The organism is Asanoa ishikariensis (assembly GCF_900107455.1).
In the GTDB taxonomy this organism is placed as follows: Bacteria; Actinomycetota; Actinomycetes; order Mycobacteriales; family Micromonosporaceae; genus Asanoa; species Asanoa ishikariensis.
This window is the reverse complement of record NZ_FNQB01000001.1, coordinates 264,579-276,965: the sequence shown is the minus strand read 5'-3', so window position 1 is coordinate 276,965 and position 12,387 is coordinate 264,579. Positions and strand designations below refer to the sequence as shown.

12 protein-coding genes are annotated in these 12,387 nt (G+C 68.7%); 7 read left to right on the top strand and 5 right to left on the bottom strand.

Annotation, left to right across the window (positions count from 1 at the left end):
* Positions 1–34 precede the first annotated feature (34 nt).
* The 3 genes from BLV39_RS01340 (at position 35) to BLV39_RS01330 (ending at position 2,730) form a co-directional block, all read left to right on the top strand.
* Positions 35–973: an alpha/beta hydrolase gene (locus tag BLV39_RS01340; RefSeq protein ID WP_176984726.1), complete on the top strand. Its 939-nt coding sequence runs from the start codon at positions 35–37 to the stop codon at positions 971–973.
* Between the two features lie 42 nt (positions 974–1,015).
* A complete protein-coding gene (locus BLV39_RS01335) occupies positions 1,016–1,762 on the top strand; it encodes an SDR family NAD(P)-dependent oxidoreductase (RefSeq protein ID WP_090786234.1) in 747 nt (248 codons plus the stop codon).
* A 74-nt stretch (positions 1,763–1,836) separates the two neighbouring features.
* The gene (locus tag BLV39_RS01330) at positions 1,837–2,730 is read left to right on the top strand and encodes an aldo/keto reductase (RefSeq protein ID WP_090786233.1); all 894 of its coding nucleotides are present in this window, start codon (positions 1,837–1,839) and stop codon (positions 2,728–2,730) included.
* 15 nt (positions 2,731–2,745) lie between these two features.
* Here BLV39_RS01330 and BLV39_RS01325 read toward each other — a convergent pair whose 3' ends face one another.
* Entirely contained in the window at positions 2,746–3,381 is a 636-nt protein-coding gene (locus BLV39_RS01325; protein ID WP_090786230.1) for a TetR/AcrR family transcriptional regulator, read from the bottom strand.
* Between the two features lie 68 nt (positions 3,382–3,449).
* On the opposite strand from BLV39_RS01325, the gene BLV39_RS01320 reads away from it, so the two are divergent.
* On the top strand, positions 3,450–4,433 hold the full coding sequence (locus tag BLV39_RS01320) for an aldo/keto reductase family protein (RefSeq protein ID WP_090786228.1): 984 nt from the start codon (positions 3,450–3,452) through the stop codon (positions 4,431–4,433).
* Positions 4,434–4,722: 289 nt separating this feature from the next.
* Here BLV39_RS01320 and BLV39_RS01315 read toward each other — a convergent pair whose 3' ends face one another.
* Positions 4,723–7,116: an esterase-like activity of phytase family protein gene (locus BLV39_RS01315; RefSeq protein WP_090786226.1), complete on the bottom strand. Its 2,394-nt coding sequence runs from the start codon at positions 7,114–7,116 to the stop codon at positions 4,723–4,725.
* A gap of 169 nt (positions 7,117–7,285) precedes the next feature.
* Here BLV39_RS01315 and BLV39_RS01310 point away from each other — a divergent pair, with 169 nt between their 5' ends.
* On the top strand, positions 7,286–8,068 hold the full coding sequence (locus BLV39_RS01310; RefSeq protein WP_204083023.1) for an SAM-dependent methyltransferase: 783 nt from the start codon (positions 7,286–7,288) through the stop codon (positions 8,066–8,068).
* On the opposite strand, the gene BLV39_RS01305 is transcribed toward BLV39_RS01310, so the two are convergent.
* Positions 8,058–8,675: an NADPH-dependent F420 reductase gene (locus tag BLV39_RS01305; protein ID WP_090786222.1), complete on the bottom strand. Its 618-nt coding sequence runs from the start codon at positions 8,673–8,675 to the stop codon at positions 8,058–8,060. The genes BLV39_RS01310 and BLV39_RS01305 overlap by 11 nt on opposite strands.
* Before the next feature lie 255 nt (positions 8,676–8,930).
* On the opposite strand from BLV39_RS01305, the gene BLV39_RS01300 reads away from it, so the two are divergent.
* The gene (locus tag BLV39_RS01300; protein WP_090786220.1) at positions 8,931–9,326 is read left to right on the top strand and encodes a DUF488 domain-containing protein; all 396 of its coding nucleotides are present in this window, start codon (positions 8,931–8,933) and stop codon (positions 9,324–9,326) included.
* A complete protein-coding gene (locus BLV39_RS01295; RefSeq protein WP_090786218.1) occupies positions 9,323–10,063 on the top strand; it encodes a DUF429 domain-containing protein in 741 nt (246 codons plus the stop codon). Before BLV39_RS01300 ends, BLV39_RS01295 begins: the two co-directional genes overlap by 4 nt.
* Here BLV39_RS01295 and BLV39_RS01290 read toward each other — a convergent pair whose 3' ends face one another.
* Together BLV39_RS01290 and BLV39_RS01285 are read right to left on the bottom strand one after the other, a co-directional pair.
* Positions 10,064–10,429: a DUF2750 domain-containing protein gene (locus BLV39_RS01290; RefSeq protein WP_090786216.1), complete on the bottom strand. Its 366-nt coding sequence runs from the start codon at positions 10,427–10,429 to the stop codon at positions 10,064–10,066.
* Complete coding sequence (locus tag BLV39_RS01285) at positions 10,426–12,342, bottom strand: aromatic acid exporter family protein (RefSeq protein WP_143049600.1); 1,917 nt, start codon at positions 12,340–12,342, stop codon at positions 10,426–10,428. Before BLV39_RS01285 ends, BLV39_RS01290 begins: the two co-directional genes overlap by 4 nt.
* Between the last annotated feature and the right edge of the window lie 45 nt (positions 12,343–12,387).

The window sequence follows — 12,387 nt, the reverse complement described above, 5'->3', positions numbered from 1 at the left end:
ACGTCGTACGTATCAGCGACAGCAGAGGATCACAGTGCTCAGCATCGACAACGAACTCATCGCGGCGGTTGGCGCGATCGCCGCCGCCGCTCCACCGACGCCACCCGATGTCGGGGACTGGAAGACCCGGCGGGCGAACATCGACGCCGTCTATGGCGGGTTGGCCGCCGCCGCCGCGTCAGACGACCGTGTTGACGTCGTCGATTTCACCGTGCCGTCGGCGAACGGGCACGCTCTCGCGCTGCGTCTGTACAAGCCCACGAACTTGCCGCACGCGATTGTCGTCTACGTCCACGGTGGTGGCCTCATCGCCGGAAGCCTCGACGGATATGACCCCGTCTGCCGCCACTACGCATCGCAGGCCGGGGTCGCGGTCATCGCCGTCGACTACCGCCTGGCACCCGAATCACCGTTCCCGGCCGCCGTCGAAGATTGCGTCGTCGCGGTCGAATGGGCCATCAAGCACGCGGCGGAGCGCGCACCCGGGGCGCGGGTCGCGGTCATGGGGGACTCCGCCGGCGGTGGTCTGGCGGCTGCGGCGGCGGTGCTGAGCCGCGACCGCGGGATCGGACCACTGGCCGCGCAGGTCCTCGTCTACCCGATGCTCGACGACCGCACGGCGGCCGCCGACCCGGGGGTCGAGCCGTTGCTCGCCTGGTCGGCCGCCGACAACGTCACCGGCTGGCAGGCCTACCTCGGCGACAAGTACGGCACCGACGCTGTGCCCGCATCCGCTTCGGTCGCCCGCGCCGACTCACTGCGCGACCTGCCGGCGACCTACCTCGAGGTCGGTCAGCTAGACCTCTTCTGTGGGGAGACGGTCGCCTACGCCAAGCGGCTCATGGACGACGGCGTGGCCGTGCACCTCTCGGTGCGCCCGGGCGCGATCCACGGCTTTGACTACCTCGCACCCCACTCCCGCCTGGCACGCAGCGCCTTTGCCGATCGCGTCGCCTTCCTGAAGAACCTGTAACGCGTACCAGCCGACCTTCATCAAATCTGGCAAGGAGATCTCATGGAAACCAGGACTGCCCTCGTCACCGGATCGACGAGCGGAATCGGCCGCGCCACCGCGCTCAAACTCGCCCGCGACGGCGTACGCGTCGTGGTCTCCGGCCGCAACGCCCAACGCGGGCTGGAGGTGGTGGAGCAGATCCGTGCCGAAGGAGGAGAGGCCCACTTCGTGGCCGCTGATCTACGGGATGCGCAGACCGCGGCGGACCTCGCGGCCAAGGCCACCAAGGTCGCCGAGTCCGCCGGCGGAACGCTCGACATTCTGGTCAACAACGCGGCGACCGGGTCTGGCGGACCGACCGAGGGCACGATTGAAGCGACCTTCGACGCGGTGCTGGGCACGAACCTGAAGGCCCCCTTCTACCTGGTCGCGAACCTCGCACCCGCGATGGCGGCACGCGGCGGCGGAGCGATCGTCAACGTGTCGACACTCGCCGCCGACGTCGCGCTTCCGGGTCTGGCGGTCTACGGCGCCGGTAAGGCGGCCCTGGAGTTGCTGACCAAGAGCTGGGCGGCCGAGTTCGGTCCGGCCGGGGTGCGCGTGAACTGCGTAAGGCCAGGCCCGACCCGCACTCCGGGATCCGAGGCCCTAGGAGACTTCTTGCAGCAACTCGCGGCCCAGGCGCCGCTGGGCTTCGTCGCCGATCCAGCAGACATCGCCGCGGCCATCGCTTTCCTGGTCAGCGATGAGGCGCGGTTCGTCACCGGGGTGACTCTGGACGTCAACGGCGGCCGCACGGCCGTCTGAGCGGTGGCCCGCAAGTGCTCCACCTCACGGCCGCCGGCTCTAAACGTAGATGCATCTACGTTTAGAGTGGGGTCATGCGTACTCGAAGCCTCGGGCCGTTCACCGTCTCCGCCATCGGTCTCGGCGCGATGCCGATGTCCATGACCCACGACGGCACAGCGACCCCGGAAAGCCAAGCCATTGCCACGATCCACGCCGCACTGGATGCCGGTGTGACGCTCATCGACACCGCGGATGCCTACGCCCCGTCGTGGGACAGCACGGGCCACAACGAGCGCCTCATCGCCAAGGCACTCAAGTCCTACGGCGGGGACACCGATGGCGTCGTCATCGCGACGAAGGCCGGCGTCGTCCGCAGCGAGGGCGAGCAGTGGTCCTTCGACGCCTCACTCGGTTATCTGCGCGGTGCGGTGGAGAGGTCGCTGCGGGCCCTGGGCACCGACGTGATCGACCTGTATCAGTGGCACGTTCCCGACCAACGCATCCCGTACGCCGAAGGGGTCGAGAACTTCAAGCGGCTTGTCGAGGAGGGCAAGGTCCGCGCCGTGGGGATCTCCAACGCGAGCGTGGAGCAGATCGAGATCGCGCTCGAGGTGCTCGGCGCCGGCGGGTTGGTGAGTGTGCAGAACGAGTTCTCGCCGAAGGCGCGCGGCAACGAGGACACGCTGGCCTTCTGCGCGAAGCACGACATCGCCTTCCTGCCCTATCAGCCGCTGGGTGGCACCGACGGGAGCGGACGCGCGGTCGGCGCGCGTTTCCCGATGTTCGCGCAGGTCGGCCGCGACCACGGCGTCAGTGCTCAGCAAGTCGCGCTCGCCTGGGAGTTGGCGGCGAGTCCGGTGGTGATCCCGATCCCCGGGGCCCGGCGACCGGAGTCGATCGCGGACTCCGTCAAAGCGGCCGAGCTCGCGCTGAGCCAGGAGGAGCTCCAGGCGCTGACCGACTCGCTGGACCAACGCCCAGCTTGATCCCCGCTTGGGTGCTCAGCGCGTACCGGCGGCCGGGCGGGTCTGGCTCGCGATCCCGGCGATGAACTGCTCCATGCTCAACGGCGGCGCCCCCATCGGTGTGGTGACACCTGGGCGAAGCCCGTCCAGCAGGAGCGGCATGACCCGCTTCCAGCTCTCCGGTGCCGGCGTGGCGAAGATGCGGACGGCCTCGCCCAGCAGCGTGCCCAGCACGGCGAGGTCGGCGACGACCACGTCGTCGCGAACCGTTCCTTGCCGCTGCGCCCGCTCCAGGAGGGTGGCCATGCTCGCGCCGATACGTCGATGCACCTCCACCATCGGCGGCGACGACGGGTCGGTGGCCAGCAGGTCACGCAGCGCCTGCTGGCCGGCCTGCTTCCTGATCGTGGCTTCGAAGAACTCGACCAGCCCCGACCAGCCGTCCGGTGCGGTCGCCGCACGCTCAGCAGCCTCGACCATCGACTCCATCGACGTGTTCAATACCGCGAACGCCAGCTCGGTCTTGTTCGAGAAATGCCGGTACGCGGTCGCGACGCTGACGCCAGCCGCGCGGGCGATGTCATCAAGAGTCGGCGCGAGTCCGCGTTCGTTGAACAGCTCCACTGCGGCGTCGATGAGCGCCTGGCGGTTGGCTGCGGCATCTCGGCGCATACGCGAATTCTCCCTCCGTCCCGCTGACGTACCTGCCCGCCTAGACGACCGACGGAAGTGACAAAACGATGCAACACCGACCAGTCTCGCGGATCAGCTTGGGCACCATGACGCTCGGGTACCGCGGCCGCGGCGTGCGCGTCACGGACCCCGCGGTGGTCAGCGAGCTTTTGGACGAGCTGGACGCCCGCGGGCACCGCGAGCTCGACACCTGCTACGTCTACGGCGACGGAACCTGCGACCAAATGCTCGGGGACCTCGGGGCTGCCGACAGGTTCGATCTCGCGATCCGCTTCGACCCCCTCGCGACCCCGCGCGGCCACCAACCTGACGTCCTGCTCGCCAACGTCCGAGCCAGCCTGGCCCGGCTACGAACCAGCCGCGTGCGGGTGCTGTACCTCAACGTCCGCGACGTGCACACGCCGATCGAAGCGACCTTCGGCGCCGTCGCGCGGCTCCACGACGAGGGTGCGTTCGACGAACTGGGCCTGAGCAACATGAGCGCGGCGGACGTCAACGACTTCGTCTCGATCGCCGAGCAGCACTCGTGGGTCAAGCCGACGGTCTATCAGGGGCTGTACAACGCCATCAGCCGTGCCGTGGAGATCGAGCTCTTACCCGAGCTCCGCCGCAACGGCATCCGGTTCTACGCCTACAACCCCTTGGCGGGCGGGGCTTTCGCCGCGGCCTTCGGCAACGACGAGCGGGTACGCGAAGGGTCGCGTTTCGACAGCGGACACCAGCAGGGGCAGGAGTACCGCGCCCGCTACTGGAACCACCACTACCTCGCCGCGGTGACCGAGCTTCGGCAGGCATGCCTGATCGCTGGCATTAATCCCGTGGACGCCGTGCTCCGGTGGCTCGTCCACCACTCGGCCCTCAACGGCGACCTGGCAGACGGGATCATCCTGGGCGCTTCCTCGCTCGACCAACTGAGCCAGAACCTCGACGCGGTCTCAGCCGGGCCGCTCCCACCCGAGGTGGTCACAGCCATCGACCAAGCGGCGGAGACGACCCGACCCGTCTGGCCCCCTGTATCAAGAACCACCTGACTCGCGGCGACGGGCTGACCCGCACAGGTCGGTCCGCATCGGCGCTTACCCGTCCTGAGCTGCGGGAATGCGATTGGATCCTGCGACACCGAACAGGGCACTGTCGCTGCGTTTGCTCTGCACCCACATACGCAACACCCCCGGGGAGGGGTGGTGCGTATATGGGTGCAGAGCAAAGCCTGGCCAACCGCGGACCTCGAGTCTGGCGGGAGCGACGGTCGCGCCCCCGGCGGACCCGAGCAAAGAAGGGCCCGCGCCGATCGACGGCGCGGGCCCACAGAAATTGCGATCAGGCGGTGAAGCGAAGCTTCGCCCGCCGAGCGCGGACGAACAGGAACGCTCCGACCGCCGCGATGACCACGCCGGCCGACGCGATCAGCAGCGCCGGCGCGCCGGTCACGGGAAGACCGCCACCATCGCCCTCGCCGCCACCGGTGCCGCCGCCGTTGTCGGTGCCTGGCTTGAAGACGTCCGCCGCCGCGCCGAGGCGCAGGAAGACCGTCTCGCCCGTGGCGTCGTCGACGCCGTCGTTGTCGGTGACCGCGTAGACCTGGCCGTTGCCGGCGATCGTCAGGCCCTCGACCTTGTCCTGCACCCAGCCGTTGTCGGCCTTGAGCGCCGGTAGCAGGTCGACCGCGAGGGTCTTCTTAGCCGTCGGCAGGGCCTCGGTGCCAAAGGAAGCCGGCACGTCGAAGGTGTAGACCTTCTTGACCGAAGCCTTCAGGCCGCGCTGGTTGTCGCGCTCGATCACCGCGAACGTGTCGTTGTCGACCGGCACCAGCTCCGACAGGCCGATCCAGGCACCCGCCGGGGCGGTGTCGAGCTGGTAGCCCAGCCACGCCCACTTCTTGTCGGCCACCGAGTAGCGGCCGATCCGGACGGTGCCCTTCGGGTCGCCCTTGAGCTCGCGCTGCACCGCGACCCAGACCTGCTCGGTGGCGTCGGTCCCCGTGATCGCGACACCCTCGAAGCCGTTGCTGGTCACGTTGGCGGCCACGTCGGCCGGCAGCGGGATCTCTTCCTGGACCGCACCCTTCGCGTCGAGCCGGACGATCAGGTTGGGCTTCGCGGCGGTGCCGTCACCCTCGATGGCGATCCAGTAGCCGGCGCCAGCGGCACGGGCCGCGACACCCTCGGCGTCGTAGCCGACCGGCTTGCCGTCCTTGGTCACCGTCAGCTCGCCGCTGACCAACGCCGGCTGCTGCGCGGTGTCGATCGTCAGCAGACGGGTCGGGGTGTAGACGTTGTCGGTGATCGACACGAGCTGGTCCGGCTTGCCCGGCACGGCGGAGAGCCCCGAAAGGGCACCCCAGGAGATAGGAGCCTTCTTCTGACCCGGCTCGTACGCCGAGCGAATGGTCGGGAACGCGCCCTTCGACCCGTACTTGAAGATCGTGACCGACGCGCGGATGCCGTCGTCGGGCAGGTCCTCCTCGCTGGAGACCACGAGCAGGCCGCGGGACGGGACCGTGGTCACGCCCTCCGGGCCGTTGGTCGTCGGCAGGATCTGGAGGAACTTGGGCGCCTTCGGCTTGCTGATGTCGTACGCGGCGACGAAGTTGCCCCGCTCCGAGTTCACGAACAGCACCGGCTTGCCGTCGAACTTGCCGAACGCCACGTTCTCAGGCTCGGTGCCCTTGGCGTCGGAGCGGCCCTCCGGGTAGAGGCCGTGCGCGGCCGCCAGCCGGTCGAACGAGTTGCCGGCGTCGTAGATGACCTCGCCGTTGCGCTTCCACACGGTGAAGCCGCGCGAGCCGCCGACGTAGTCACCCTCGTTGGCCGTCGCGAACGTCTTGTCGTCGATCCAGGTGACGCCGTCGGGCTCGCGGCGCACGGTGATCTTGTCGTCCTGCGCGATCGTGCCGTCTTCGACGGTGTCCACACCGGACAACTTGACCTGGCCGGCGCTGAAGTCCTTGACGACCTTCTTCTTCGCCAGGTCCACCAGGGCGATGTGGTTGTTCTCCTGGAGCGTGACGACGGCTTCGTCCTTGCCGTTGATGGCCACGTACTCCGGCTCCGGGTCGCTGGGCGCGACCTTCGCGAGACCCTTGAGCTCGACGGGCGTCGCCGCCCACTTCTTGACGTCCTTCTTGATGTCGATCACCTGCAGGAAGCCGGCCGGCTTCTGCGGGAGCTCGCCGTCGTTGAGGTCCTCGTCGCGCTCGTTCTCGATCGCGATCGTGAGGTACTTGCCGCTGGGCGCGACCGCGATCGAGTCGGGCTGCCCTCCCAGTTGGATCTCGTGCACCTTGGTGCGGGTGGCGAGATCGATGATCTCCAGCACGCCCGAGGTGTTGACGAAGTCCTCGCTGGTGTTGACCACCGCGAGCACGTAGTTCTGGTAGACGGCAACGGAGGTCGGCTCGCCGGGCAGCGCGAACGTGCCCTTCGGCTTCGGGTTGGCCGGGTCGGTGATGTCGATGAAGCCGAGGCGCTCACCGGGGCTGTCAGTCGAGATGACCGTGTTGCCGTCGGTGCTGACCGCACTGATCTCGGCGACGGTCTCCTGGTCCTCGGCGCTGTTCAAGTAGACCGGCACGGTAGCGAGCCGCTCGAACCCGGCGAACTTGGCGTCGGGGGCCGCGGCGAAGGCCGCCTGCCCGACCAACGCCGGAACAGATATGAGGCCGGCGACCATGGCCGTCCGGACAAACCGGCCGGTCGCGGGTGGTACTGGCATGCTGACTCTCCCAGAATTGGCGGACCTGATCTGCTTAGTGGTTCGCGTTGACCGGGACGAGACCGATAGACCAACGGGCGGTGTCGTACGGGATGCGGAATCGCTGGTGTGCCGATATATCCCCAGGCCGGCGCTTAGGCTGAATAGATCTTCCCGATTGGGGCGGCTTGTGGATCTTGGCGATAGTTCGTCCTGGTCGCCGGCTGAGGTCGACCGCGACAAGCCGAATGCCGCGCGGGTGTACGACTACTACCTGGGCGGCGGGCACAACTTCGCCGCCGACCGGGCCATGGCGGACGAGGCGATCGCGGACTGGCCCGAGCTCCCGGCGATCATGCGGTCGAATCGCGCGTTCCTGCGGCGGGCCGTGCGGTTCATGGTGCGCTGCGGCGTACGCCAGTTCCTGGATCTTGGTGCTGGGCTGCCGACGGCTGGCGGTGTCGTGGAGACCGCGCCGTCTGCCCGGGTGGTCAGCGTCGACATCGATCCGGTGGCGGCGGCGCACGGGCGGGCCCTGCTCGCCACCAACCCTCTGGTTTCCGTGGTGCAGGCCGATCTGCGTGATCCTCCGGCCGTGATCGCCTTGGCCGGCGCCCACCTCGACCTGGCCGCGCCCGTAGGTGTGCTGTTGGTCGCCGTCCTGCATTTCGTCGAGGGCGACGCCTCAGCCGTCGTGGCCGGCTATCGGGACGCGCTGCCGTCGGGGAGCATGTTCGCGGTCACCCACGCCACCGCCGACGCGCAACCAGCCCGGGCCGCCACGCACCGGCAGCTCTACCGGCGCACGGCGTTGCCGATGACCATGCGTACCCGCGCCGAGGTGACCGCGCTGTTCGCGGGCTTGGAGCTGGTGCCGCCCGGCGTGGTCGAGATGACGCACTGGCAACCCGATCCGGACACGGACCAATCGATCGAGCTGGCCGGGTACGCGGCGATGGGGCTCAAGCCTTGAGCCCGCTGCGCAGCTTCTCCACGGGCAGGTCCGTCAAGTAGACCGGAGTGCCAGGCTGCTGACGCCAGCTCGCGTCGAGCGACCCGGCGTCGACGGGGTCGAAGCCGAGCTCGTCGACCAGTCCCTCGATCACCTGCTTGGCCGCGGTGTCGTCGCCGGCGACGGGCAACGCGATCCGCCCCGCCTCGCCGCGCGGTCTGCCACCGTCGGCGACCCGCGGCGCGCTGACGTTGTTGAACGCCTTGACCACGCGAGCGCCGGCGAAGTGGTCGGCGACCCAGCGGCTCGAGCTGACCGCCCGGTCCTCGATGTCCTCGATCTCGCCGTCGCGCTCGGCGTAGTAGTTGTTGGCATCCACGACGATCTTGCCGTCGAACGGCTGGGGTGGAATCTCCGTCACGGCCCGAAACGGGATGGCGAGCACGATGACGTCGGACTTCTCGGCCACCTCGCCCACGGTCGCCGCGATCGCGCCGGTCTGGTCGGCGAGCGGTCGCAGCGATTCAGGCCCACGCCTGTTCGCCACCGAGACGTCGTGCCCGATCTCCCGGAACCGCCTGGTGAGCGCGCCGCCCACTTTGCCTGACCCAACGATGCCAATCCTCATTCGTTGGCTGGTTCCCGCTTCTGGCCCGCTCTCCCCTCATAGCTTGCGGTTTCTGTCGGATTTCGGCGTTTTCACTCTGGGTGGTTAAGCCGGTCTGGCCTGGCTGGCAGGACAAGTTCCCGATGTGCCCATCCGCCCCCATCTGGCACGGTTATAGCTGTCTTTCGAGAGTGTGGTCGTTTCGCTGGGGGTAGGTGGCCGGCCCCCGCAGCTCGTCCCGGAGCTGCGGGGGCCGGTCGTGGCACGCTCTATCTGATGGACGTCATAGGCATCGGGTACGAGGGCCTGACCCTCCCCGATCTCGTCTCGCGGTTGTCCGCCCTGGGCGTTTCGCGCGTGGTGGACGTGCGATTCGCGGCGCGGTCGCGGAAGCGTGACTTCAACAAGACGGCTCTGGCTTCGGGATTGGCTTCGGCCGGGATCGGCTACACGCACGTCCCGGCGCTCGGAAACCCGCCTTCGAACCGGCCTGGGTTCGGCGGTCCGCCTGAGGCGCTGGCGGCCTCACGTGCTTATTACGCGTCGCTGATGCAGACGCCCGCGCTGTCCCTGGTGGCCTCGCTCGCATCCCGGGAGAAGGTGGCGCTGCTGTGCTTCGAAGCTGACCAGTCCCGGTGCCACCGCGACGTGATCCTGTCGGCCCTGTCGTGATCACCGTCGGGGTGGACCTGGCCGCCGCCGACGAACGATCAGGCCTGGCGGTGATCTCGTGGTCGCCAGGGCGAGCGGTGGTCTCGTCGGCATACGTCGGCGCGTCAGACGAGCAGATCGTCTCGGCGGTACGTGCGTCGGACAAGGCTGGAATCGACTGCCCACTGGGCTGGCCGTCCGCGTTCGTGTCGTTCGTGGCCGACCATGCTTCCGGGTTGGTCTCGCCGCCCGCTCCGGGCGGTGGCGCTTCGTGGCGACGCCGGCTGGCGTACCGCATGACTGACGAGGTCGTGCGTTCATCTACCGGGTTGATCCCGATGAGCGTGTCGGCGGACCGCATCGGCCACGCCGCCTTCCGGGTGGCAGGCCTACTGTCTCTGCTGTCCCCCGACGGCGTTCCACTCTCCCGAGCCGGCGACGGCCAGGTGGTAGAGGTCTACCCGGCGGCGTCGCTGCTGGGGTGGGGCTTGACCCATCGCGGCTACAAGCGCGCCGGTCTGGCCTCGGACCTCGTCTCGTCGCTGCTGACCGCGGCGCCGTGGCTGTCGCTGGGCGCGTTCGAGCCGCTGTGCCGCCGCAGCCACGACGCCCTGGACGCAGTGGTCGCCGCCCTGGCCGCGCGGGCTGCCGCGACCGGCCGGGCGACCCAGCCGACGCCCGAGCAGCTATCGGCCGCAGCCACCGAGGGCTGGATCGCGCTACCGACCTGTCCCCTCGCCGACCTGGTCAATCCCTGATCAGACGTCGTAGGGCGGTTCGCCGAGCGCGTGGGCGAGCCGGTTGCGGACCTCGTCGACCGTGAAATCCCAGCCGGTCAGATTGGGCCCGCTCCAGTTGATGCCGACCCGGAAGTCGTCCTTGGCCAGGTCAGGCAGCGCGGCATTGCGCCAGTTGTCCAACGGCATCGAGACGACGCGGAACTCAGGACCCCAAAGCCGCGCGGCCCGCAGTGCCCGTGCTTCGGTCGACCAGTACGGGAACGCTGGTCGACCGCTGTCGGAGACCGGCGCGGGACTGCCCTTGTCATCCCGAACCCACCACACGGTGCGCGACTCGACGACGTCCCGAAAGAAGGCCGCCGCCTGCGCCCCGCTCGCGCTCATTGCGTTCCCCAACCGGGCAGGTGAACCTCGGTGGCTCGCCGAACGCTCGGCTCCTGCCCCAACGGGTAAGCCGCGGAGACGATCACCTGCGCCGGTTGCCTGGTGGCGGGGAAGACCGCCTCCGCGGGATCCGGCAGCGGTGGCAGTTCGAGCGGCTCCATCGAGAGCCGGGGCAAGGTGACGAGCGCCGGGTCGACCTCGACGGCCTGCACCACCGACCCGCGCCCGATGCCCTTGACGTGCAGAAGCGCGTAGTCAGGCAAGTCCTGGAGAACCCGGGGTTCGACGGCGTACTCGTACACCCGTTGAAGTGACTCGGCGTCGCTCCAGTTGGTGCCGTCGGCCTGCGAGACGGTGCGGCTCCAGTTGCGAGTGGTCCCCCAGTGCCTGCTGTCGGTCCAACTGATGTCGCGATGACCCTCGGAATAGCTGGCCGACCCGCCCTGGGTCACCGCTTCGCCCTCTGTGTCAGAGACGGTGTGCGTCTCGTTGCCACCGAGCGTGCGGGTGAGCCGGCTGATCACAAACCGATGCCCTTTGCCGACGAACTCGGCTGCCTGGCTGGCTTCCCGGTGGTTGCCGAGCCGCATCAGCGCGACCTCGCCGCCGCCGATCGTCTGGAGCGCTTCTTCGCGGAGGTGGGCGAAGAACAGGACGAGGCGGACTTGCTGTCGTTCGCAGAGGGTGCTGAGCCGCTCGATCGCGCGGTGGTTGACCCCGTCGGCCCCGACCAGCACGATCGATCCGACCTTCTCGTGCCGCACCTGACGGGCGAGCCATTGCACGATCAGGTCTTTGAGTAGTTCCTGCTGAGCGTTGCCGCTGTCGGTGCCGGCGACGAGGCAGGTGAGGTCGGCCGTGTCGTTGTTCGGCTCGGTGCCGAGTGTCGCGAGCGGACTGACGAACGACTCGATCCGCCGCAGTCGCTGGTGCGACTCCTTCGGCCCCAACTCCAGGAGGCGGTCGCGTTCCTCGGCGGTGAGCGCCGGTTGTTCGGGCTTCTCGGTGAGGACGTGGAGCGCCGCGAGGAGCCTTCTCATGCTGAGGTCCGGTGCCAGCACCTGGCAGATCTCACGCAGCAGCAGGGAGTCCTGGGATCGCTCGGCACGGTTGCTGCTGCTCTGCGCGTCGCCGTGGATCGCCTCGACGAGGCAGTCGACGAGCTCGTCGGCGCTGAGCCCGGAGACCAGGTCGATGTTCGGAAGCTGCTTCGGGAACTGGCTGACTTTGACGGACCGCCCGGTTGAGGTGGCGAGCTGAGTCAACTCCCCACAGAGCGCGGCGCCGCTGAAGTCGACGAGCAGCATCGAGCCGCGGGTGGCGAGCAGCGACCCGCCATAGATGGTCAGAACCGCTTCCCAGCCATACGTCGTGCCCCCGACGATGTCAACGCGCCGGCTCCCCTCGGCGGGGGTGGCCGCACCCCACTCGACCATCTGGTCGACGGCGTCGTGCTGAGCGCGGTCGTGCTCTTGGCGGCGCCGCTCCCAGTCTGTTTGCGCCTGGGCGTAGTCGGCTTCGACCTTGTGCTGCGCGGCCTCCAGCGCACGGCGGGAAAGGAACAGCGGAAGGTTCGCCAGGAGCGCGACAACGCCGCCGAGAAAAGTCAAGAAGAGGGCGATGATCGTCATGGCGATCCACCCAGAGGGGGTGAGGCCTCCCCAGACCCCGAGCCCGCAAAGGATCAACATCGCCCCAACGCCGGCGCCGGTCACGAGGGGGATGAGGGCTCGCTTGGCCCGGCCTTTTTCCCAGCGCTGCACGCGCTCGACCATCTGGAAGGGCACGAAGCTCGGCTGCGGCGGCGCCTCCAGGTAGCGGCGACGGTAGAGATTGCGGTCGTTGAAGATCCACCCCAACCGCTCACCTGGCACGGCCAACAACGACAACGGCCCAGACGTCGGCGTAGCCACAGCCCTGCCTCCCCGTACACACAGGATGGTGCGGGCCCAGTCAAC